This window comes from Bartonella sp. MM73XJBT (assembly GCF_028618465.1).
In the GTDB taxonomy this organism is placed as follows: Bacteria; Pseudomonadota; Alphaproteobacteria; order Rhizobiales; family Rhizobiaceae; genus Bartonella.
On record NZ_JAQISY010000002.1, the window covers coordinates 71,140 to 95,563 of the forward strand.

The following is a 24,424-nucleotide window of genomic DNA, read 5'->3' on the forward strand; positions in this document are numbered from 1 at the left end:
GTAGGCATAAAGTAGAGTTTTCTATAGCATTTCATTGGTAATGTATTATTTTGCGTAGGAAAACTTTAAGAGTGCGTTTTATGTTATTTCTTATAGTCTAAAGAAAAATAGCAATTATTTGTATAGAGTTATAAAGAGCACTTTAATTTTTTGTCATGCTTTAGAAGCGCAAGACAGAATTATACGGCTGCTTTTGAGTACGATTGTGTGACAGTGTTTCTAAACCTTTTATGGAATAATAGAAGGCCACTTCATTGAATGGAATGAGGATGTTAAGTTGGACTTTTTTCTTTTATTCTGTAAAAGTTACCAGAAATTTTTCTTCATAATTTTTGTGCTAATATGATAGCTATCAAAAAGAGCTCCAAAATTAGGTTTGCAAAAACACATCTTAAATAGTGTTAGTTCCATTTACAATAAAACCTCAGTTTAGTGAGGCTTTATTGATTGTTTTTTTCTTTAATTCATACGTTTATCGATAGGAACATATTCACGTATGGTATAACCCGTATAGAGTTGGCGAGGACGACCAATCTTTTGAGCAGGATCTTCAATCATTTCTTTCCACTGTGCAACCCAACCAACACTGCGTGCTAATGCAAAAAGAACAGTGAACATTTCGGTTGGAAAGCCTAAAGCTTTTAGTGTGATACCAGAATAGAAATCGACATTGGGATATAATTTTTTCTCTACAAAATATTCATCACTCAGAGCAATTTTTTCAAGTTCTATAGCGATATCAAGAAGTGGATCATCTTGAATGTTCAGTTCTTTTAAAACTTCATGACAGGTTTTTTGCATGATTTTTGCACGTGGATCATAATTTTTATAGACTCGGTGACCAAAACCCATAAGGCGGAAAGGGTCTTTTTTATCTTTTGCACGTGCAATGAATTCAGGAATTCTCTCAACGGAACCTATTTCTTGTAGCATCTTCAAGCATGCTTCATTGGCTCCGCCATGCGCTGGTCCCCAAAGGCATGCGACACCTGCTGCTATACATGCAAATGGATTTGCTCCTGATGACCCTGCAAGACGTACTGTGGATGTAGAAGCATTTTGTTCATGATCAGCATGAAGAATAAAGATTCGATCCATTGCTCTAGTCAGAACAGGGTTGGTTTTATATTCTTCACAAGGAACAGAAAAGCACATACGAAGAAAATTGGCAGCGTAACTAAGATCATTTTTGGGATAAACAAATGCTTGCCCGATACTGTATTTATAGGCCATAGCAGCAAGAGTTGGAACCTTTGAGATAAGACGAACAGAAGCAATCATTCTCTGTTGAGGGTCTGTAATATCAATAGAGTCATGATAAAATGCAGACATAGCTCCAAGACATGCGACCATGACGGCCATAGGATGCGAGTCACGACGAAATCCATGAAAAAAACGTGCGAACTGTTCGTGAACCATCGTGTGCTGCATAATACAACGGTCAAAGTCGTTTTTCTCTTGTTTTGTTGGGAGTTCACCATAGAGTAAAAGATAGCAACTTTCGAGAAAGTCTCCTTTTTCAGCCAGTTGATCTATAGGATAACCACGATAAAGCAAGAGCCCTTCATTTCCATCAATATAAGTGATTTTTGATTCACAAGAAGCAGTTGAGGTAAAACCAGGATCGTAAGTAAAAATATCTGTTTCTTTATAGAGAGAAGCAATTTCAATGACAGCAGGCCCACTTGTACCTTTACGCAGAGGAAGTTCTATTTTTTTATTATTTACTATAATATGTGCTTTATTCTCAGACATTAGATATTCCTTTCAGATACTTTCCCCTAAAAATCAAAATGCTGCTTCATCAGAGTGTGAGATCTATGATTGAAGCCTCTTCTCTACCTATTTAAAGGTAGATTTACCCTAAAAGTGAGCGCATGCAATCTAAAAAATATTTTATTTGCAATTTTACCAAATGTATATTTCCACGACTGAAAAAAGAAGTTAGTTTTCCGTTTGTGTAGAAACATTGGTACGTGAATGCTTATCGGATTAATAGGCTATGTACATATCGCTAACATGTGGTGGTGAGAAGTTGATCATTGATACGATTGAGTGATTCATCTCGTCCCAGTAACATGAGAACATCAAAGACTCCAGGAGAAGTTGGACGTCCTGTAAGAGCTGCTCGAAGTGGTTGTGCAATGGAGCCAAATTTGAGATCTTGTGTACACGCATAAGATCGAAGCTTTTCATCGAGCGTTTTTGTATCCCAAGAGTGGACTTCTTTCAGAGCAAGATAAACATCGTTTAAAATGGCTTGTCCATTTTTATCTAGGAGTGTTTGTGCTTTTTCGTCAAGTTGTAATGGTCGTTGTGTAAAAATGAAAGAAGCATTGTCAATGAGTTCGCACAATGTTTTTGAACGTTCTTTCAAATGTGGTATAGCTTTTAGAAATTGAACACGACGTTGTTCATCAAGTCTTTCTGAGATTTGTAAGCCACCTTCAATTTCTGGTAAAATACTAAGAGCAGATTCAAAAAGATCTTGATCATTGCTCATGCGTATATAATGCCCATTGATAGCATCGAGTTTTTTGAGATCAAAACGTGCTGCACCTTTATTAATATCATCAATATCAAACCAAGAAATCATATCTTCCATTGACATCAGTTCGTCATCACCATGACTCCAGCCCAGACGAACGAGGTAATTTCGCAAAGCAGCAGGAAGATAACCCATTGTCCGGTAAGCATCTACACCGAGGGCACCATGTCGCTTTGATAATTTTGCACCATTTTCACCATGTATAAGTGGAATATGTGCCATAACAGGAATATCCCATCCCATTGCCTTGAAAATAATTGTTTGGCGAGCTGCATTTGTGAGATGGTCATCACCACGTATAATGTGAGTGACTCCCATATCATGATCGTCAACAACTACAGCATGCATATAAGTAGGTGAGCCATCAGAACGCAAAATAATAAAGTCATCGAGATCTTTATTAGGAAAGCGAACGTCACCTTGAACACGGTCGTGCACAATTGTTTCCCCATCTTGTGGTGCTTTAATGCGAATAACAGGTTTGATGTCTTTAGGCGTTTTAGAAATATCACGATCACGCCAACGTCCATCATAACGCGGTGGGCGACCTTCTGCACGGGCATTTTCACGCATTTCAGCCAGCTCTTCAGGAGAAGCATAACAATAATAAGCTTTGCCATCTTTTACCAATTGTTCTGCAACTTGACGATGACGTTGTGCGCGTTCGAATTGTGAAATAGGAGCTCCATCATAACTAAGTCCCATCCAGTGCAAACCGTCTATAATGGCTTTTACAGCTGCTTCTGTTGAACGTTCTCTGTCTGTATCTTCAATTCGTAACAGCATTTTACCACCGGTATGTTTGGCATAAAGCCAATTAAAGAGGGCTGTACGAGCACCTCCGATATGAAGGAAGCCTGTTGGTGATGGGGCAAAGCGGGTAATAACGGACACGGATCTCTTCCTTTAAAAATAAGATGTTATTTATAGGACTTTATAGAAGGATTATGTTAGCATAGCTGATGGAGGGTGCAATAGCCGCATTGCAAGTAAAGTGGGGATTTGCAGATGTTTGATAAAAATAAAGTTAAGGATGGTTTATCCATAAATGATGTTTCAGAAAGAAAAACATCGAGTCTGATATGGCAGAAAGCTTTTTCTCCCCGTTCTGATGCAAATAACGATACTTGTAAGAAACGAAAGATTTTTATCTTTGCACCTTTAAAAGATACAATAATTTTTTTCTGGGAATGGTTGGTCGATTGCATCGACAAAGAAATCTCTTGGGGAATTCTTTTCTCCTTAATTTTGGTCTTTTTTTCCATAGGTATCATTTTTTATTTTAGGTTAGAGCAGGAGCCCAATTGGGGGCAATTTGCCATGTTGATTAGTCTCTGCATTGCAATGTTGTATATTTTACGGTTCTATCGGAGAATTTGGATTCTGACAGGATTTCTGTTTTGTATTGTATTGGGTGCTTTGGCTGCAAAAATAGAAACATACCGGATAGCTACACCAATGCTGAGCAGCGACGTTATTACCACGCTAACAGGAAGAATTGTTTCTATTGAGTCAGGAAAAGGGGGAGAGTTTCGTTTAGTCCTAGATGTTTTGAGGACAGCAAAGCCTGTATTACGTCATAGCCTTCATCGTATTCGTTTATCGGCAAAACGCTTACCACATAGATCGGCAATTGGTGATGGGCTACAGGGAAAAGTCAAGATCCGTGCATTATCTGGGCCAGTGTATCCGGGAGGTTATGATTTTAGTTTCCATAATTATTTTAAAGGAATTGGTGCTCAGGGAGTTTATTTAGGAGAACCAATTAAAATATCCGTTTCACAGTCCAATAAAATATTTAATAGAGTTTTACAGAAAATTGAAAATTTACGAAACAATATAACCCAACGAATCCATAAGGCAATGGACGGAGAAAAGGGGAATGTTGCTGCCGCTCTTATAACGGGACAGCGAGCTGGTATTTCAAATGAGACAAATGAAGCATTGCGTGCGGCTGGATTAGCCCATATTTTATCAATATCAGGTTTACATATGGCTTTGTTGAGCAGCATAGTTCTTGTGAGTATCCGTGGTTTTTTGGCACTTTTTCCGGTTTTTTCATCCTATTATTCTACTAAAAAATTTGCTGCTATTGCTGCCTTAATGATAACAGCGTTTTATATGCTCTTGTCTGGTGTTGCTGTATCAGCACAGAGAAGTTTTGTGATGATTGCTGTTATGTTGGTTGCTGTTTTGTGTAATCGTTCTGCTGCAACAATGCGTAATTTCTCTATTGCAGGTTTGATAACTTTGGCTATTGCACCGCATGAAATATTAGGACCTAGCTTTCAAATGTCCTTTTCTGCTACTGCTGCTTTGATTGCTTTTTTTGATTGGTGGGGCAGGCAGTCATCTTATCGCATAAGAAAAACAACACCCTCTTATATTGGAGCTGGAGTCATTCATTTTGCTCTCTTATCAATACTTTCCATATGTGCCTCTTCGTTTGTAGCGGGGACTGCCAGTGGAATTTATGCTGCTTATCATTTTTCTAATATTGCATTCTTGAGTATCATCAGCAATGCTTTAGCTTTACCTATAGTATCAATCTTCGTCATACCTTTTGGATTAATCGCAGTCCTTTCAATGTTTTGGGGCTTTGAATGGCTACCACTTCAAATTATGGGTTTTGGTATTGGTCTTGTGATAAAAATTGCTCATGCTATAAAATCTATTTCTCCTGTTTTAAATCCTGGATTTATGCCGTTATCTGCATTGGTCTTATTAAGTATAGGTTTAGTTGGACTGACTTTTTGTAAAACACCCATTAGGTTCTTTTTTAGTTTTTTTATTTTGTCTGGTCTTTTTGTTTGCTTTGTGCGTTCACCGATACAACTCATTATAGCAGATAATATGAAGCTCGTGGGTGTTATCGATGAAAAGAAATTATATATTGATCGTCATCATATTTCTAAATTCACGACATCAATATGGGAAAAATTATTTCGTGTAAATGGGATGATCAAGCCAACAAAATATGGTCCGTCATTTCATGGACAGTTCATATGTGATCATAATGTATGCGCATCCTTATTAGCAAATGGATTAAAAGTAATTGTGTTGCATAGAGAAACAGATCAATGTTTAGAGGCAGATATTGTCATTAAGACATTTGCAGTGGATAATCAAACATGTAGTAAAAAGGCAAAAATAATATTTACTCTCCGACAATTGTTATCACGAGGGAGTGTTATGATTACTAAAAGTGGAGATATTATTTGGTCTTCGATGGGGTTTCGTAGACCATGGAATATGCACAGGCAATATTCACAAAAATTGCATAGCCTGTAGTATTTTCCATCCTTTTTTGTGTTCACACAGCAAGAGAAAAATAATAGGTAGTTTTTTTGATTATGCTTTTTTGCCGTGCGTTTCTCAATATTATGAAAATTGAGAAACTGCTTCCAATTTTCTTACGGCAGCAATGTTTTTATATCTAAACACTTTGATAAGTTTGTAGCAAACTTTTTATGTGTGACCTCATCGAGGTGAGCAGAATAAAATGAAAATATCAATAAATTTTTTAAAGAGATAAAATTGTTAATTATTCTATTTTACTCTTATCATCTGTTTTTATAATTTATAATAATTAAAATCTCTTCTCAATCAAAAAGTGACAAATAAATTGATAACAGGTTGAAGTAATAGGCTACTTCATTATTATCGCATTGTGATAACTGACGCTGATGGGACAAAAGGTAAAGTAATTCATGAATGTTCAGCAGTTAAAAGAAATGGCGGCTTTAAAGGCACTTGAATTTGTTGAAGATGATATGCGGCTTGGTATCGGATCTGGTTCGACAGTAAATGAGTTTATTCGCCTTCTTGGTGAGCGTGTTACAAAGGGGTTACGGGTGACTGGTGTTGCTACCTCGCTCTATTCTGAACAACTCTGTCGTAAATTCGGAATACCTATCAGTACATTGGAGCAAATACCTGAGCTAGATCTTGATATTGATGGAGCGGATGAAATTGGTCCAGGGATGTCTCTCATTAAAGGGGGAGGTGGGGCATTATTACGTGAAAAAATTGTAGCATCGGCATCTCGTGCGATGCTTGTCATTGCGGATGAAACAAAGGTAGTAAAAGAACTTGGCGCTTTTGCATTGCCCATTGAAGTTGATCCATTTGGTGTACATACTACACGCAAAGCCATAGAGAAAGTAGCGGGTGGTTTAGGGCTTTCTGGAGAAGTCGTTTTGCGAATGAATGGAGAAACGCCTTTTAGAACAGATGGCGGTCACTTTATTTTTGATGCATTTTGGGGATGTATTTTACAGCCAAAATCATTATCAGATGCGCTTCTTGCAATTCCTGGTGTTGTCGAGCATGGTCTTTTTTTAGGATTAGCTTCGCGTGCAATTGTCGCTATGGCTGATGGAGAAATAAAAATTTTAGAACCATTTGATTTTTAGAGAAGACAGTTTACATCAAGATATGTTAACACAGTAAAATATGAAAGATTTTGGATAAAATAACGAATTTAAATTATAATTGTTATCGGGGTAATCATTAATGAAAAAAGTATTTTCTTGTCAGCGTATCGTCGTATATTTCGGTGCAATTGCCGTTTTGGTTATGAATATAGGAATGTCTCATGCACAAGGTGTGAGTGAGCAACATTTAATTTCAGCTAGAAAAGCTATTAGTGCTATTCGTGCAACAGATCAATTTGATAGCTTTTTACCAAATGCAGCACGTGATCTCAAAGATGAACTCATGGGTGATGATCCCAATTTGGCAACTGCTATTTCTGATATTGTTGATAAACAGGCGCTTGCTTTAGCTAAACGACGCTCTGATTTAGAAAAAGAAATTGCTCATGTGTATGCCAAATATTTTACTCAGCAAGAACTTGATGAGATCACGGCATTTTATAATTCTGATACCGGTAAGAAATTTTTGACAGAAGTTCCAAATCTTGCGCATGATGCCTATTCTACGTTTGATACATGGCGTTCTGCTCTGATGCAGGATCTTGTAAAAAATGTAAAAAAAGAGATGTCCGAAACACTTAATTTAGATAACTCTCTTACGCCTGAAAAATCGAACTCTTCAGAAAATAAAAAATAGGTTGATTGATATCATTACAATCATAGGTGTTTTCTAGTTTATAACAAAAACGGTGGGTTTTCCGCCGTTTTTAATAAAAGTTGGTTCTTAAAAGACATTGCTCTATAAAAAAGTGATATTTGAAAACAAATAAAGACTTTTATTTGATAATGAATGATCATAGCCTATTGTTGTAAACATATAAGAAGGGATAGTTTGTGGGATCTTTTGACTTTGATTTATTCGTTATTGGAAGTGGCTCTGGTGGGGTACGCGCAGCACGCCTTGCTGGAGGACTTGGTAAGCGTGTGGCTATAGCAGAAGAATATCGTATCGGGGGGACTTGTGTTATTCGCGGTTGTGTTCCCAAGAAATTGTATGTTTATGCTTCACAATATGCAAAAGAGTTTCGTAAGAGTGTTGGTTTTGGATGGAAATATGCGGATCCAATTTTTAGCTGGGAGAAATTAGTTGCGGCTAAAAATGAAGAAATATCAAGATTAGAAGGTCTCTATCGCAAGGGACTACAAAATAATAATGTTCATATTTATGAAAGCCGTGCTGTTTTTGTGGATGATCACACATTAGAGCTTTCTCTAACAGGTGAGCGGATAACCGCAGAAAAAATTCTCATAGCGACGGGGGCAAAAGTTGCACCAAGTACTGCAATACGAGGCAGTGGTTTGTGCCTTACTTCCAATGAAATTTTTGATCTTGAAAAACTCCCAAAATCAATAGTTATTGTTGGTGGTGGATATATTGGTGTTGAATTTGCCAATATTTTTCATGAGTTAGGTGTACAAACAACGCTAATCCATCGTGGTGATTTAATTCTTCGTAAGTTTGACCATGATTTACGGCAATTGCTTCATGATGCAATGATTGAAAAAGGGATTTCTATTCTTTATGGGGTGACAGTCTCTCAAGTACAAGAGACAGGTGGTTGTTATGATGTCACTTTATCAAATGGACAAACGATCAATACCGATCAGATTATGTTGGCTACCGGTCGTGTACCAAATACAATGGGTTTAGGGCTTGAAAAAACTGGTATAGAAGTAAACGAATTTGGTGCAATTGTTGTTGATGAAAAAATGACAACGAATGTACCTCACATTTGGGCAGTTGGTGATGTAACAGGCCATATTCAATTAACACCTGTCGCAATTTATGATGCAATGTGTTTTGTTAAAACTGCATTTGAGAACGTACCTACTATACCTGATCATGATTTAATTGCGACAGCGGTTTTTTCGCAGCCTGAGATTGGAACGGTTGGTCTTTCAGAAGAGGATGCGATTCAGCGTTATAAGCGTCTTGAGATTTATCGTACAGTTTTTCGTCCTATGCGCAATGTTCTTTCCGGAAGTTTGGAAAAAATGCTTATGAAACTTATCGTTGATGGTGAAAGCCGCATTGTTGTTGGTGCGCATATTTTAGGAGAAAATGCTGCTGAGATGGCACAACTTGTTGGTATAGCTCTTAAAGGAAAACTAACGAAGGATATTTTTGATGAGACTATGGCACTGCATCCAACGATGGCAGAAGAATTGGTAACGATGTATAAACCAAGTTATGTATATGAAAATGGGAAGAAAATAGAAGAGCATAAATTATAATAAGCAGCAAAGTTTTTAGTATACTAAGCTTATGCGCTTAAGCTCTGGAGAGAGTGCAAATGATAAAAGAATGGACACCAAGCTCTTGGAGAACAAAGCCAGTTAAACAAGTTCCAGCTTATCCGAATCAGACTGTATTAGCAGATGTTGAACGAAAGCTACGGAGTTATCCTCCTTTGGTGTTTGCAGGTGAGGCACGTGATTTGAAAAATGAATTAGCCGCTGTTACACAAGGTCAAGCTTTTTTATTACAAGGTGGTGATTGTGCAGAAAGCTTTGCAGAACATGAGGCTGATAATATTCGTGATTTTTTTCGTGTATTTTTACAAATGGCGATTGTTTTAGCTTTTGGCAGCTTTAAGCCTGTTGTTAAAGTCGGGCGCATTGCTGGTCAGTTTGCAAAACCACGTTCTTCAGACATGGAAAATAAAGGGGGAGTTGAGCTTCCCTCTTATAGAGGAGATATTATTAATGGCATTGAATTTAAGTCGGATTCTCGTATTCCTGATCCGCAACGAATGTCTATGGCTTACCGCCAATCTGCAGCAACACTCAATCTACTGCGTGCTTTTTCACAAGGAGGATATGCCAATTTAGAAAATGCTCATGCATGGATGTTGAGCTTTGTTTCTCAAAGCCCTCAGGGAGAACGTTATGAATTGTTAGCAGAGCGTATTTCTGAAGCGATTGATTTTATGCGTTCTATAGGGATAACCTCTAAAACAAATTCTTCATTACGTGAAACATCTTTTTATACCAGTCATGAAGCTCTTTTGCTTGGCTATGAAGAGGCTTTGACGCGGATCGATTCAACCTCTGGAGATTGGTATGCAACCTCTGGCCATATGTTATGGATTGGTGATCGTACACGTCAGGTTGATCATGCTCACGTTGAATATTGCCGCGGTATTAAAAATCCCCTTGGATTGAAGTGTGGTCCTTCACTTGAGCCTGATGAGCTTCTGAGATTAATTGATATTTTAAATCCTGAGAATGAACTGGGACGGTTAACGCTTATTACACGCTTTGGTTATGATAAGGTAGAGCATTATCTGCCTAAATTGATCCGTGCAGTTGAATGCGAGAAGCGTGCGGTGATATGGTCGTGTGATCCCATGCATGGTAATACAGTGACTGTAAATGGCTATAAAACGCGCCCCTTTGATTATGTTTTAAAGGAAGTAGAGAATTTTTTTGCAGTACATTATGGGGAGGGGACTTATCCAGGGGGCATTCATATTGAAATGACAGGTCGTGATGTAACCGAATGTACAGGTGGAGCACATGCTATTTCTGTTGAAGATTTATCTGACCGCTATCATACACAATGTGATCCGCGATTAAATGCAGATCAAGCATTAGAATTGGCTTTTCTTGTTGCTGAACTTCTTAAAAAAAATCGTCGTACTGATTCAGTGGCACTTGCTGCCAATGGTTAGACAAAAATGGTATAGCATTTTTTATTTTACGACTTATAGGAAAATAGATTCTTTGGAAAAAGAAATGTTTCTGATAATTGCAACAGAGTTGTGGTCACCAAACAGATGAAATGATACAAAGGCTTATGAAAAATGATTTTCGGGTAGCAATTGCCCAATTAAATCCTGTTGTCGGTGATATTGAGGGAAATCTTTCTCTTGCTGTAATGGCGCATCAGCAGGCGAAGGAAGAGGGGGCTGATGTTGTTTTATTCACGGAGCTTTTTATAAGTGCTTATCCACCGGAAGATCTTGTTCTTAAACCCGCTTTTATCACAAAATGTGAAGAAGCTGTTAAAAAATTAGCAAAGATAACAAAAGAGGGACCAGGAATTATCATTGGTCTTCCGCTAGAGCGTAATGACAAAAATTACAATGGAGTCGTCCTTCTTGATGAAGGACGAATTGTTTTTGAAAGCTTGAAGTTTGATTTACCTAATTATGCTGAATTTGACGAAAAGAGGCTATTTTCTCCAGGTTTTCGTCCTGAGCCTATCGCCTATCACGGACTAAAACTAGGTATCGTGATTTGTGAAGATATTTGGAATGATGCTTCTCTTTGTGCAGAACTTGCTAATAAAGGGGCTGAGGTTGTTCTCGTCCTTAATGGGTCTCCCTATCAACGTGATAAAACACTAAAACGAATAGAAGTTGTGCGTAAGCAAGTTCTTCAATCCGGCATACCGGTTATTTATGCTAATCAAATTGGTGGTCAGGATGAGCTGGTTTTTGATGGGGGATCTTTTGCGTTGAATGGGCAAGGCAAAATCGTGTTTCAAATGAAACATTTTGAAAGCCATGTTGCTGTAAGCCATTGGCAACGAAAAGAAACAGGATGGCAATGTATTTCTGGTCCAAATGAAAATTTTCTCAGTGGATTAGCTGCTGATTACCAAGCTTGTATTTTGGGGTTGAAAGATTATGTCAATAAAAATCGCTTTAAGGATGTTGTTCTTGGTCTTTCAGGAGGAATTGATTCAGCTCTTTGTGCGGTAATGGCGGTAGATGCCCTTGGTGCTGAAAGGGTTCGCACCGTAATGATGCCTTATCATTATACTTCACAAAAATCATTGCAAGATGCCAAAGAATGTGCAGATCTTTTAGGGTGTCATTATGAAGTGATATCAATTGTGCAACCTGTTGAGGTTTTTTTGAATATAATGTCGCCTGTTTTTTCAGGCTTGCCATCTGATGTGACAGAAGAAAATCTTCAAAGTCGTATACGTGGTACGGTTTTGATGGCGCTTTCAAATAAATTTGGTTCAATGCTGGTAACGACAGGTAATAAATCGGAAATGGCTGTAGGATATGCTACACTTTATGGTGATATGAATGGAGGTTTTAATCCTCTTAAAGACATTTATAAGACACAGGTCTATGCATTGGCACAGTGGCGCAATAAAAACCACTTACAAAATTTAAGGGGACCAGAGGGAATTGTGATCCCTTCTCGTATTATAGAAAAGGCACCTTCCGCAGAGCTTCGGGAAAATCAAAAAGATGAAGATTCTCTTCCTCCTTATCCTGTCTTAGATGATATCTTGCAGTCTCTTGTGGAAGATGACATGAGTGTTTATGATATTGTTAAACGTGGGTATTCACGCGAAACGGTTGAGAAAATTGAAGATCTTCTCTATAGTGCAGAATACAAAAGGCGACAATCAGCGCCCGGCGTAAAAATCAGTGACAAGAACTTTGGACGTGATCGTCGTTATCCTATTGTCAATCGTTTTCGCGATAAGAATTGAGTGTTGTTTTTATGGTAAAAGTTCGTTTTGCACCCTCTCCAACAGGTTATATTCACATTGGCAATATCCGTAGTGCTCTCTTCAACTGGCTTTATGCAAAAGCGCATAATGGAACATTCATTTTGCGCTATGATGATACGGATGTTGAACGATCTAAACAGGAATATATTGATGCTATTGCAGTTGATCTTGAGTGGCTTAATATTCAACCGGATGAGGTTTATTATCAATCTAAACGGTTTCCTCGATATGATGAAGTTGCAGAAACTCTCAAACAAAGTGGTCTTCTTTATCCCTGTTATGAGACTGCAGAAGAATTAGAGCGGCGTCGTAAAATCCAGCTTTCTCGTAAATTGCCTCCTATTTATGATCGTTCTGCATTGAAATTAACAGTAGAGGATCAAAAACTATTTGAATCGCAAGGTCGTAAACCGCATTGGCGTTTTCTTCTTCCCAATTTTGAAAATAATCCTTTACAAACAAAGCGAACAGAAATTTGCTGGGATGATGCGGTAAAAGGGAAGCAGACAATTGATTTGGCATCTCTTTCAGATCCTGTTCTCATTCGTGAAGATGGAAGTTATCTTTATACATTACCCTCTGTCGTTGATGATATAGATATGGCCATTACACACATTATTCGTGGCGATGATCACATTACCAATACTGGTGTTCAGATTGCTCTTTTTAAAGCTCTTGGTGCAGAATTACCAATCTTTGGCCATTTCAATTTATTGACAACAGTTTTAGGAAAAGGACTATCAAAACGGAACAATGATCTTTCTATTCGCTCTTTACGAGAAGAAGGATTTGAATCTATAATTATTCAATGCCTTGCGGTTTTGATTGGAACATCGCAAAATGTGCATCCCTATCCGCATCAAGCAGTACTTTTAAAACATTTTAACCTGCAAGATACGTCGAGATCCGTTGCAAAATTTGATATTACTGATCTTTCTACTTTAAATAGTCATCTCGTCCATGAATTAACTTATGCAGAAGTTAAAACACGCCTTGAAAGTCTTTCTATTGAGGGAGAAAAGGCGGAGTGTTTTTGGAATGTGATAAGAAGTAATATTGATAAAGTGAATGATGCTATCTTATGGTGGGAAATTATTCATGATGATAAGCATTTTGATACAGTGCTGGTTGAGGATCATACATTCGTTCGTCAGTCACTCGATTTCTTGCCTGAAGGTGTGCTGAATGATGAAAGCTGGACAGTTTGGACGAAAGCATTAAAAGAAAAAACAGGTCGTAGTGGGAAAGCTTTGTTTATGCCATTACGTCAGGCTCTTACTGGAATGGATCATGGTCCTGAAATGGGCAGACTTTTGCCACTTTTAGGGCGCGAGAAGGTGATAAAAAGACTGACTCTTCAAAGCGGATAAGAGCAATGTTTTAAAAACATTCTATTTTTTGTCTTTTCAAAGAAAAGAATTTTTCCGTTTAATTGTGGGTCTTTATGAGCATAAATGCTGGGATATCATCACCAAATCCAGAGGGAGAAGACATTTTGTTTTTTCGAGAGTGGTGTTGTTCAGAGGGCTTTGCTTTATTCTTTTCAGATTGAATATAATCCGCTTTATCATCTTTTAAATTCTTTTTAGTTTGAACGATAGGCCTTTTTGAAGCGGTTTTCTGTAATGATTTTGGAAATTTTTTCTTTAAAATGATCTCTTCTTCTTGATCATCAGTTGTTAATGTAGAGAGATCTCCACTGAGCCATTCAATTTTTTCGTTACTCATTTCTTCAATGGCACTAATATATTTTTGATCAGCTTTTGTAACAATAGTAAAAGCTTTTCCGCTACGGTTTGCACGTCCTGTACGACCAATTCGATGAATGTAGTCTTCAGCATGTGTAGGAACGTCATAGTTGAAAACATGGCTTACAGCTGGGATATCAAGTCCACGGGCAGCAACGTCAGAAGCAACAAGAAGTTTAAGTTTATTATTTTTAAAATCAGTTAGGGTGTTTGTACGCGAATATTGGTCCATATCTCCATGAAGTGCGCCTACACTAAAATTATGTCTTACGAGTGATCTAAAAAGTTCAGAAATATCTCTCTTTCTATTACAGAAAATAATAGCATTTTTAAGTTCATCGCCTTCATTATGAATAAGTTCTCGTAAAACCGCTCTTTTATCCCACGACTTATTTCCAGATTTGACGAGCCGTTGTGTAATCGTACTTGCTGTTGAGGAGGCTTTTGTAACTTCAATAGATACAGGAGCATGTAAAAATTGCTTTGTCAGTTTGCTGATTTCTGGCGCCATTGTTGCAGAGAAAAACAAAGTTTGCCGTGTAAAAGGCGTTAATTTACAGATGCGTTCAATATCAGGAATAAATCCCATATCCAACATGCGATCAGCTTCATCAATAACAAGAATTTCAACTCCCATGAGGAGCAATTTACCGCGTTCAAAATGATCAAGAAGGCGTCCTGGTGTTGCTATAAGTACATCAGCACCCCGTTCAAGTTTACGGTCTTGCTGTTCAAAGGAAACGCCACCAATCAACAATGCAACATTTAAACGATGATTTATTCCATATTTATCAAAATTTTCTTCAACTTGGGCTGCAAGCTCCCTTGTTGGTTCTAGTATGAGAGTACGGGGCATTCGTGCTCTCGCACGACCTTTTTCAAGTAATGTAAGCATAGGTAAAACAAAAGAAGCAGTTTTCCCCGTTCCTGTTTGAGCAATTCCTAAAACATCTTTTCTTTGAAGGACATGGGGGATTGTCTCACTCTGAATAGGTGTTGGAACTGTATATCCCACTGATTTTATGGCTTTAATAACCTTTGTGGAAAGACCGAAATCATCAAAACTGTTTAAAAGTGCTATCATTTTTTTATCAATTGCTTTGCGATTTTAGTTTCGCTACTGAATTATTCGTGAAATTAAATATTACACTACTCTGGAGGGGTTAAGGCGACTTCACAAAAAAGTCAACTATAACAGCCATATACACATAGAGAGCATAATACAATATTTAATAGCGAAATTGTTCTGATAAAATACGCTCATCCCATGAATGATTAGCATCAAAAAGAATTGAAGCTGTTATTTCTGTTGCTGTTAAAATAGTGACGGAGTGAACAGATTTAACTTCAACATTATCAGCAGCTGCATTGACGGGACGTTTATCAGCTTCGAGCATATCAAAGCGTATTTTTGCCGTATTGGGAAGCAATGCACCATGCCAACGTCGTGGACGAAAGGGACTAACGGGAGTGAGTGCCATAAGTGGAGCCATGAGGGGTAAAATAGGTCCTTGTGCGGATAAATTGTATGCTGTAGAACCCGCTGGTGTGGCAACAAGAATACCATCACAAATTAATTGTTCCATGCGTATATTGTCATCAATGCTAATGCGAATTTTTGCTGCTTGATAGGATTGACGAAAAAGAGAAACTTCATTAATTGCTAATGCTTCAATGGTTCCTTGACATTCAGCTTCTGCAATCATACGTAAGGGATGAATTTCCTTTTTATGCGCGGCAGCAATGCGATTTGGCAATTTCTTTTCATGAAATTCATTCATAAGAAATCCTACAGAACCTTGATTCATACCATAAATAGGTTTTCTTGTGTCCATAATGTCTCGTACCGTTTGTAACATTGTTCCATCACCACCGATTGCAATAACAACGTCAGCATCTTCGAGAGAAGCATTCCCGTATGCAGAAATTAATTTATCAGTAGCTTTTATGGCTTCCTCAGTTTCAGCAGAAATGAAATGGAAGCGATTTGGTAATGTAATCATTAAGAATTATCCTGATATTCACAGTTTATTTTTTAGCCTATTTAGGGGGAGTTTTGAAGCTGTATCATAAAAAAACATTTTTGTAAGAAAAAGCATTATGTCTGAAAATTGATTTGTTTCAGGTAATATATCATAGCGGAAAAGGATAAAAAAATTGTATGGTGATATAAATCATGAACACCTATTTAAAAAAGAATAAGAATTCATTATTGCAGCTGAGAGTATGATCAGTTAAAAGATCACTGTTCAATTGTAAGCACCCGTAGCTCAGCTGGATAGAGCGCTGCCCTCCGAAGGCAGAGGTCACAGATTCGAATTCTGTCGGGTGCACCATACTTTTTCGTTCTATCTCGTATTATTTTTGTGAGCATATGATCTGAGAAGAAATAAAACTTTTTTATTAAAATAGTTGTGAGAATTCTCTGTTAAGTTATGTACAAAAAACAAATAATTTTAGAAGAATACGTTTTTTGTGTTTTCTATGTAGCCTTTTCTGTTCAGTATGTTGAATATTGGATTAAAGAAAGGGGTATGTTATGAAAGCGTTCAGCATATAAAACCATTCTCCTTTGTTATTTCTAATATCTTCCTTTATTTCGATAGATAGAGTAAATAACTTCTTTATTATTCGCTTGAAAAAATATTTTATAAAAATTATTGGTAAAGCGATATCAGTTTATAGTTATCTTATTAAAATGGGTAATTTTATTGTATGCTACTTTTTCTTTTTCACCATAAAGAAAATTATTCTTTTTGTTACATGAGCATTTTTATCACTTTGATCGCAAATTTGCAAAGTGTTGACTAAAAAATAAATATTATTATCATAATGATTTAAATATAAAATTCATAAAAATATAGATATTGAAATATGTATTATTAATACAATTTCATAATATTATTTTATGTTATTTATCTTAACTTATATTTAAGTATAATTAATTTATAATTTGTATTATGACTAAACTATAGTTATTTTTTATTGATATTTTTAAATATCTCAATTTACTGAATTTTTATTATTTATGGGGGGGTGCCAAAAAATATAAGCAAATTCTTCAAATAACAAAAAACAGGTTTTGGCTAGAGCTGAGAAGATATGTATCAAGGATTTCTCTAAGAAAATAAAGACAAATAATTGATTTTGCTGTTTATAATTTAAAGAAAGAATGAACAGAATTTATTTATTTGATTGGTTTAAATTCTTCTCAAAGAGTATCCATAGCTTTTTATATTTTTATAGAAAAGCCTAATGATATTAAGTATCATATAAAATAAACAAGAAAGAAAATTATGACAATTATATTAAAACCAGGTGAGGTAACACTTAGTGAACTCAAGGCTATTTATTTCAATGATGAAATAAGCAAACTTCACAGTGATACATATTTATCTATTAAAAAGGGGGCTGAGCGTATTGCTGAAATTTCTGCGGGGAGTGAGCCAGTTTATGGCATCAATACTGGTTTTGGTAAATTAGCTTCGATTAAAATTGGTGCAAGCGATGTTGCCATTTTACAAAGAAATCTTATTTTGTCACATTGTTGTGGGGTAGGAGAACCTTTAGCTGAAAATATTGTACGTTTGATAATGACTTTAAAGCTTCTTTCTTTGGGAAGAGGAGCTTCTGGTGTTCGTTTAGAATTGATACATTTGCTAGAAAATATGCTTGCAAAAGACGTTATTCCTGTCATTCCTGAAAAGGGTTCTGTTGGTGCATCGGGTGATCTTGCCCCACTTGCTCATATGGCTGCTGTTATGATGGGAGAGGGAGAAGCATTTTTTCAAAACACGCGCATGAGTGGAGCTGCAGCTTTAGAAAAAGCAGGGTTATCTCCTATTATTTTACAGGCAAAAGAAGGTTTAGCTCTTATTAATGGCACCCAAACATCGACAGCACTTGCTCTTGCAGGTCTTTTTCGTAGTCATCGGGCATTGTGTGGTGGGCTTCTTGCAGGGGCTTTGACAACAGATGCTATCATGGGATCAACAGCACCATTTCATCCCGATATTCATACTTTACGAGGTCATTATGGACAGATTGCTGTATCACAAACATTAGAAAAGCTTTTAAAGGATTCAGGAATTCGAGCTGCACATTTACGTGATGATGATCGTGTACAAGATCCTTACTGTATACGTTGCCAACCACAAGTTATGGGAGCATGTTTTGATGTTCTTATCGCAGCAGCAAAAACACTTATTATTGAAGCAAATGCGGTTACAGATAATCCATTGATTTTAAGCGATGGTGCAGTGATATCGGGGGGAAATTTTCATGCTGAACCTGTAGCATTCGCTGCTGATCAAATTGCTCTTGCTTTATGTGAAATTGGCTCTATTTGCCAAAGACGTATTGCTCTTATGGTTGATCCAGCAGTTTCTTATGGACTGCCAGCTTTTTTAGCGCAAAATGCTGGTCTTCATTCAGGTTTTATGATTGCTGAAGTAACCGCTGCAGCTTTAATGTCTGAAAATAAACAAATGGCACATCCTGCTTCTGTAGATTCAACGCCAACATCCGCAAATCAGGAAGATCACGTTTCAATGGCCTGCCATGGTGCTCGCCGGTTATTGGCAATGAGTGAAAACCTTTTTACCATTATTGGCATTGAAACACTTGTTGCAGCACAAGGAATTGAATATCGTACACCTTTGAAAACAAGTTTCTTCCTACAGTCTGTTATGGAGCATCTACGCAAAAATATTGACACTCTTAAGGAAGATCGCTACATGGCTCCAGATCTTCATAAAGCACATATGCTTGTACGTGAAGGGCACTTATTATCCATTTTACCAGAAACAATTTTTCCTCCATTGTATCCCCAATAATATTTGTTTTTAAAGTTTATAAAGAAAGCCATTTAACTGTTGGCTTTCTCATGCAACGTTTGTGGCTTCATAATGATACTTTGCACAACTAAATAAATCTGTGATCATTTATTTGCTGATTATATTGGAAAGGCATTTCCTGTTATATTGCCAACATTATCTTTACGATGATGTGATTTACCAAAACAAGCTTATAAGAGAAATCTTTTTAAGATTTTCTAAATATTTATGTAATGTTCTTTTTCTGTATTAAATTTTCTAATGTATAAAGCTATATTATTCTTATTTGCACAAAGTAAAGTTAATATTTTTATTATCTATATTTTTGTATTTAGATCCTTATGCGTTTAATATTTACTTATTTGTTATTTAAAATAAACATAAAGGAAAAAGAAATGTTTGCAAAAAATAAATTATCTATTCTAACATCTGTTATTTTGTATTTTTTATCAATCGTAGAGGTTCATGCAAAAATTTGGAGAGATAGATCTCAAGAGAATATTTTCATTACCGTGGGGACACAAAGGAAAGATATTTTTTGTCAAAGAACAAATAGAACGTTTATTACTATTTCAGATCAAAGTTCTAGAGAAAATGGTAAATCTATTATTGAGCAAAAAGTTGAAAAGATTATTTTTACCGCAATAGCTGTTTTTCTTGGAGGAATTGCATTGAAGACGGTTACAGTCTTTAAGAGATGGGTAGGTGCTAGATTTTTGCAAGCTTTTGAAAATTGGCGGGATTCACTTTATCACTGATTAAGTTATTGCGTTGCATATTAGCAAGTTATTTTATAGGCTACTATGTATAATTTTTATTGTTATGAGCTAAAAAGTAAGAGAATTTGCGAAAATAACAAAAACAATTAACATACTTATGCCCAACTAGTATGGTAAAAGCTTGAGAGCTTCTGTTTTTCTGTAAAAAATAGAAAATACGAAACGAATTAAATGACAATTGTAAAAAAATCATTATTACGTTATCTCAATGAAATGATACACAATTGTAGGCTATAAAAAGCTTAGATCATTCGCAATAAAAGTATTTTTCATTACCTAAGACAAAGTGTCTAGCGGGTCAGTGTTTTATACTTTTTAAAATATATTTTTGAGAGAAATATGAGGCTGTATTTATCATAGAGTTGGTGCTGTAGTGCGAGTTTTATCAAAATTCAATAAAGAAGGAAAAAAATGGCAACAAATGAACTGAAACGGGGCATGAACAAGCGTCAAGTTATTTTTTTAGCTCTTGGCTCTGCTATTGGTACAGGTCTGTTTTACGGATCAGCACAAGCGATTAAGCTTGCTGGTCCAAGTGTTTTGATTGCCTATTGTATTGCTGGTTTAGCTATTTTTATGGTTATGCGAGCGCTTGGAGAGATGATTATTCATAATCCAATGCCCGGTTCTTTTGCTCGTTATGCTGCAAATTACATATCTCCGTTGGCTGGTTTTTTAACGGGATGGACATATGTATTTGAAATGATTCTTGTTGGTTTAGCTGACATTACAGCTTTTGCAACTTATATGGGGTTTTGGTATCCTCATGTTGCACCTTGGATATGGGCACTTAGTATTACACTGATTATTACAGGGATTAATTTAGCAGCAGTAGAAGTATATGGTGAACTAGAGTTTTGGCTATCCTCCATTAAAATTATTGCTATTATTGCAATGATTATTTTAGGGCTAGCAATAATTTTATTTGGCTGGGATACAAATACGAATTCTTCTATTATCAGTGTTCATAATTTATGGGAAAATGGTGGTATTTTTCCCAATGGCTGGTTTGGTTTTTTTGCTTGTTTTAGTGTTGTTGTCTTTGCTTTTGGTGGTATAGAAATCATAGGGATGACAGTGATGGAAGTACAAAATCCTCATCAAACAATCTCAAAGGCAATTAATTCTACTCCAGTTCGTATTTTGCTTTTTTATATCATGACGTTAGCTATTCTAATGTCCCTTTATCCTTGGAATAAAATTGGTCTTATGGATAGTCCTTTTGTTGCAATTTTTGAAAATCTTGGAATTTCATATGCAGCGAATATTTTGAACATTGTTATTGTTACAGCAGCTATTTCGGCAATGAATAGTGGAATGTACGGTGCTTGTCGCATGATACATGGATTATCGCAAGAAGGTTATGCTTTAAAAAAATTTCAACATTTATCAAAAAACGGTATACCAATTCTTGTTATTTTGTTGATTTTTATCATCTTCCTTCTTGGTGTTGTCCTTAATTATTTTTACCACGAAGGACTCTTTTTTCTTATTGCAGCAATGGCAACATTTGCAACGGTTTTTGTCTGGATGATGATTTTACTTTCACAAATTTTTATGCGGCTTAGAATATCTAAAGAAGTACAGTGTAGTTTAAAATTTCCAATTCCATTGTGGCCGATAGGATCAGTTTTTTCTGTTTTATTTATGATTTTCATCTTTGTTCTGTTATGGTTTTTCGATGATACACGGCCAGTTTTGATCGTGGGTATTAGTTGGATTATTTGGCTTGTTATTTGTTTTTATGTACTTAAAATTTACAATCAAAGAAAAAGCAAAATGAATTAAAATAGCAGCAAAGGTTAAATAAAAAAACGAATTGAAACTTCAAAGGAAAAGACGTTTGCTAATCACCCTCCAGAAATTAGGAAGAGTTTTTTCATCACCATTTTTGTTTTGAAGATGTTTTTATACTATCATTAATAACTATTGCCAGTCTACATAGAACATAAACAGTAAAAACGAATGAATATTATAGATTAACAATTTTATAAGTAAAGATAGCTACTAAGAATTTTAACAGTGCATAATTTAATCAGACTTTATAATTATATTTATTTATAAATATAATATATTTAAATTTATTTTTAAAAGTAATAATATAAACTTAATTATTGATACTGATAATAACTAATAATTTATGTATTTTTTTCCATACATGTGCAATATTGTTCTATCAGTTTTATTTAACAAGCAGGCTTTGAATTTTGTTATATTTTGACAAGCCAATTCTGTTATATTAGAATTCAATGATAGTATAATATCTGAAGTTTCTTGAGAATAACTTCTTTTCTCTTACCAACTCAACACAAGAAGCACAAGATTTGTTGAAAAGAAATGGCCAATATAAGTTGAAATTTTACGCCTATAGTCCCAGTGGACGGACAGGGCAATAAGAATAAAAAAGTGTACAGGATAACAGGCAAAATAAGTGATAATCTTTATAGATGCGGCATCGCATGTTCTGTGGCTAGGGCAGGTGAGTTAGATTAGCTGAGTGGAGGAAAATATGCCTCTGTCAGTTTTGATGAACATAAAGATAATTTTGTGCTAGATAGATCGGCAATAATGTTTGATCTACAAAATAGTTTCAGTAAATGGCAATTAATAGAAAAAAGCATTCACCAATATTGCAGATCCCAACAGTATCCATGCTTGTTTTGGAGATGAATGCGATATTCTAAAGACTTTATGTTTTTTTCCCATCGTGGACAAATTTATTTGAAGGGGAAAAATGAAATAAATTTTAAAATTATTAAAAGCTGTAACTTTGTTATTTATGGCAAGATGTTATTTAGAAGGAGCTTACACGACATCGATAAAGATATGTGAGAAGTTTCTTGCAGATTTACTGAGAGAGAAAAAGCACTTTTAAAATGTAGTATGCCCCCTATAGTATTGATCCAGAAAATCAAAACTAAGGAGCAACACATATGTTTCCATTAATGCTTGCATGGTTCAAGCGGAATTTTTGATAAATGTGGAAAACTGAGTTGGTATAAAATTTTGAACTTCTCATTAGTCATCCTAGCACCCTCATCCTTCATATGAAATATTAAAAAGTGCTTAAATAGTTCTTTTTATAAAAGCATTCAGAATAATACAAATGTCAGACTTTAAGTCTTATTGCTAATAATCATCAATAATTTTTACATTCTTTTTTTCTTATCTGTGTAGAATTGTTTCCCTAATCCATCAATTCAACTCTAGACTGTTTTGAAAAACTGGGATAAAAAATTAGTAGGATTATAAGCCTTTTTATCTTAAATAACTCCATTAAAAGAGGGGGGGGAAAATGAAAAAAATCTTGAAATTATTAAGCGCCATAACTCTTTTAGGCACGGCTGGATGTATTAATCAACCGTCTCCATCAGCCTTGGCATTATGGGAAAAACCAGGTGTTGATAAAGCTACTATCCAACAGGCTCTATCAAAATGTGGTTGGAAACCAGTTTATGCTTCGCCTGAAGATACGAATTCGCGTGTGAGTGAGTTTGCATCAATTTATGAGTGTATGTCTAAAGCAGGTTATCAGTATAAGTTACAGGATTCAAAGAGCATTTATTTTGTAGAAGCTCCACGAAGTGATTCATTTTTAACCAATCTCATGATAGCAGGATATCAGCAATTTATGGACAATGATAACTTTGGTGTGTCCAATGCAACAAAAAAAGAACGCGCTTTATTAATGCATTTTGAGAATGAAAAACGACATCAAAAAGCAAAAAAAGTTTTACAAAAGCAATCTTCAGCATCACGCTCATCACTTAAAAAAAGTGACCGGATCAAAAATACCAATGGGGAGAGAAAACTAAAATAGTTCTTTCTCCCCAAATAGAGGTAAAGTTCCATTAGACTAAAAATCAGCAGTGGTATTATTACTAGCAATAAAGCGTATAAACTTTATAGCAAAGGAGAAAATTTCTTTGATTGAGTGAGTGGCAGATAAGGAATTAGCAATATAACAAAAAGGCTAAACCCTGAAATAAGGAGGTTTCTGTCAATATGGTGTGTGCTTCTGTTAATGTTACAATTGCTTTTCAATTTGAGAAAGCACAAGATATTTTCTTGTGTATCTAATGCGGTAAGAAACAAAATAGAAGACGGCTATGTTTATCAGCATGGAAGTCCTAGAGGGTAATATCCATTGTGTTTTTTTAAAAGAATAAGGCGTGTTAGGCAAAAAATTGCTTGATACAACTATCTTGAATTATTTGTGGGAACATTGTTGTTGATTTTTTTTATGCTCCAGACAGTTTGTTTTATTTAGACCCACCGTATCTTGTAAAAAAGTCTTATAGCTCTGGAAATTTTATTGAAAATGATTTTGTGAGCATGGCAAAAATTCTCAAAATTATCCAAGGCGAATTTGTATTGAGTCTGAATGATTATGATTCAATGCGAGAGATCTTTAAGGATTTCGATTTTTTAGGAGTAGAGACCCTCTGGATATCTGGTACAGCAAAAAATACCTCAAAAAGAAGTGCTATTTCACAATAATTGAAAAGAATCTCAAAAAGATTTATCATAAACAGAAAGATACTACTGCATTTTAACAGGACTTTTTAGATGGTTAGATAATTTGGTAAGATTTTT

The 24,424-nt window shown here is 35.7% G+C and carries 16 protein-coding genes and 1 tRNA gene; 13 read left to right on the plus strand and 4 right to left on the minus strand.

From position 1 onward, the window contains the following. Positions 1–459: 459 nt before the first annotated feature. Both gltA and gltX (PVV69_RS01075) read right to left on the minus strand, forming a co-directional pair. A complete protein-coding gene (gltA, locus tag PVV69_RS01070; protein WP_273720354.1) occupies positions 460–1,755 on the minus strand; it encodes a citrate synthase in 1,296 nt (431 codons plus the stop codon). Between the two features lie 259 nt (positions 1,756–2,014). After that, positions 2,015–3,442 (minus strand): glutamate--tRNA ligase, encoded by a 1,428-nt coding sequence (gene gltX / locus PVV69_RS01075; RefSeq protein ID WP_273756123.1) that lies wholly within the window; start codon positions 3,440–3,442, stop codon positions 2,015–2,017. Positions 3,443–3,556: 114 nt separating this feature from the next. Between gltX (PVV69_RS01075) and PVV69_RS01080 the strand changes: the two genes are divergently transcribed. From PVV69_RS01080 to gltX (PVV69_RS01110), 7 genes are all read left to right on the plus strand, one after another. Next, positions 3,557–5,839: a ComEC/Rec2 family competence protein gene (locus PVV69_RS01080; RefSeq protein WP_273756124.1), complete on the plus strand. Its 2,283-nt coding sequence runs from the start codon at positions 3,557–3,559 to the stop codon at positions 5,837–5,839. A gap of 419 nt (positions 5,840–6,258) precedes the next feature. Beyond that, positions 6,259–6,963 (plus strand): ribose-5-phosphate isomerase RpiA, encoded by a 705-nt coding sequence (gene rpiA, locus PVV69_RS01085; protein ID WP_273756125.1) that lies wholly within the window; start codon positions 6,259–6,261, stop codon positions 6,961–6,963. Between the two features lie 100 nt (positions 6,964–7,063). Next, on the plus strand, positions 7,064–7,621 hold the full coding sequence (locus tag PVV69_RS01090) for a DUF2059 domain-containing protein (RefSeq protein WP_273756126.1): 558 nt from the start codon (positions 7,064–7,066) through the stop codon (positions 7,619–7,621). A gap of 197 nt (positions 7,622–7,818) precedes the next feature. After that, positions 7,819–9,219 carry a glutathione-disulfide reductase gene (gene gor / locus PVV69_RS01095; protein ID WP_273756127.1) on the plus strand — a complete coding sequence of 467 codons (1,401 nt, stop codon included), beginning with the start codon at positions 7,819–7,821 and terminating at the stop codon, positions 9,217–9,219. 59 nt (positions 9,220–9,278) lie between these two features. Beyond that, on the plus strand, positions 9,279–10,658 hold the full coding sequence (locus PVV69_RS01100) for a class II 3-deoxy-7-phosphoheptulonate synthase (RefSeq protein ID WP_273756128.1): 1,380 nt from the start codon (positions 9,279–9,281) through the stop codon (positions 10,656–10,658). A gap of 125 nt (positions 10,659–10,783) precedes the next feature. Further along, entirely contained in the window at positions 10,784–12,445 is a 1,662-nt protein-coding gene (locus PVV69_RS01105) for an NAD+ synthase (RefSeq protein ID WP_273756180.1), read from the plus strand. 11 nt (positions 12,446–12,456) lie between these two features. Continuing rightward, complete coding sequence (gltX, locus tag PVV69_RS01110) at positions 12,457–13,836, plus strand: glutamate--tRNA ligase (protein ID WP_273756129.1); 1,380 nt, start codon at positions 12,457–12,459, stop codon at positions 13,834–13,836. Positions 13,837–13,894: 58 nt separating this feature from the next. Here gltX (PVV69_RS01110) and PVV69_RS01115 read toward each other — a convergent pair whose 3' ends face one another. Continuing rightward, a complete protein-coding gene (locus PVV69_RS01115; protein ID WP_273756130.1) occupies positions 13,895–15,298 on the minus strand; it encodes a DEAD/DEAH box helicase in 1,404 nt (467 codons plus the stop codon). Between the two features lie 145 nt (positions 15,299–15,443). Next, complete coding sequence (locus PVV69_RS01120; RefSeq protein WP_273720367.1) at positions 15,444–16,217, minus strand: NAD kinase; 774 nt, start codon at positions 16,215–16,217, stop codon at positions 15,444–15,446. A gap of 256 nt (positions 16,218–16,473) precedes the next feature. Here PVV69_RS01120 and PVV69_RS01125 point away from each other — a divergent pair. The 6 genes from PVV69_RS01125 to PVV69_RS09990 all read left to right on the plus strand — a co-directional run bounded on the left by PVV69_RS01125 (position 16,474) and on the right by PVV69_RS09990 (position 24,328). Further along, a tRNA-Arg gene (locus tag PVV69_RS01125) sits at positions 16,474–16,550 on the plus strand. A gap of 960 nt (positions 16,551–17,510) precedes the next feature. After that, entirely contained in the window at positions 17,511–19,049 is a 1,539-nt protein-coding gene (gene hutH, locus PVV69_RS01130) for a histidine ammonia-lyase (protein WP_273756131.1), read from the plus strand. Positions 19,050–19,444: 395 nt separating this feature from the next. Further along, positions 19,445–19,807: a hypothetical protein gene (locus PVV69_RS01135; RefSeq protein ID WP_273756132.1), complete on the plus strand. Its 363-nt coding sequence runs from the start codon at positions 19,445–19,447 to the stop codon at positions 19,805–19,807. A gap of 432 nt (positions 19,808–20,239) precedes the next feature. Continuing rightward, entirely contained in the window at positions 20,240–21,616 is a 1,377-nt protein-coding gene (locus PVV69_RS01140) for an amino acid permease (RefSeq protein WP_273756133.1), read from the plus strand. A gap of 1,507 nt (positions 21,617–23,123) precedes the next feature. Beyond that, positions 23,124–23,648 (plus strand): hypothetical protein, encoded by a 525-nt coding sequence (locus PVV69_RS01145; RefSeq protein ID WP_273756134.1) that lies wholly within the window; start codon positions 23,124–23,126, stop codon positions 23,646–23,648. A 437-nt stretch (positions 23,649–24,085) separates the two neighbouring features. After that, positions 24,086–24,328: a hypothetical protein gene (locus PVV69_RS09990; protein WP_342753426.1), complete on the plus strand. Its 243-nt coding sequence runs from the start codon at positions 24,086–24,088 to the stop codon at positions 24,326–24,328. Positions 24,329–24,424: the final 96 nt, after the last annotated feature.

Coding starts and splice junctions, on each gene's coding strand:
- gltA (WP_273720354.1), bottom strand. CDS start 1,755: ATGTCTGAGAATAAAGCACATATTATAGTAAATAATAAAAAAATAGAA.
- PVV69_RS01080 (WP_273756124.1), top strand. CDS start 3,557: ATGTTTGATAAAAATAAAGTTAAGGATGGTTTATCCATAAATGATGTT.
- rpiA (WP_273756125.1), top strand. CDS start 6,259: ATGAATGTTCAGCAGTTAAAAGAAATGGCGGCTTTAAAGGCACTTGAA.
- PVV69_RS01090 (WP_273756126.1), top strand. CDS start 7,064: ATGAAAAAAGTATTTTCTTGTCAGCGTATCGTCGTATATTTCGGTGCA.
- PVV69_RS01100 (WP_273756128.1), top strand. CDS start 9,279: ATGATAAAAGAATGGACACCAAGCTCTTGGAGAACAAAGCCAGTTAAA.
- PVV69_RS01105 (WP_273756180.1), top strand. CDS start 10,784: ATGAAAAATGATTTTCGGGTAGCAATTGCCCAATTAAATCCTGTTGTC.
- gltX (WP_273756129.1), top strand. CDS start 12,457: ATGGTAAAAGTTCGTTTTGCACCCTCTCCAACAGGTTATATTCACATT.
- PVV69_RS01115 (WP_273756130.1), bottom strand. CDS start 15,298: ATGATAGCACTTTTAAACAGTTTTGATGATTTCGGTCTTTCCACAAAG.
- PVV69_RS01120 (WP_273720367.1), bottom strand. CDS start 16,217: ATGATTACATTACCAAATCGCTTCCATTTCATTTCTGCTGAAACTGAG.
- hutH (WP_273756131.1), top strand. CDS start 17,511: ATGACAATTATATTAAAACCAGGTGAGGTAACACTTAGTGAACTCAAG.
- PVV69_RS01135 (WP_273756132.1), top strand. CDS start 19,445: ATGTTTGCAAAAAATAAATTATCTATTCTAACATCTGTTATTTTGTAT.
- PVV69_RS01140 (WP_273756133.1), top strand. CDS start 20,240: ATGGCAACAAATGAACTGAAACGGGGCATGAACAAGCGTCAAGTTATT.
- PVV69_RS01145 (WP_273756134.1), top strand. CDS start 23,124: ATGAAAAAAATCTTGAAATTATTAAGCGCCATAACTCTTTTAGGCACG.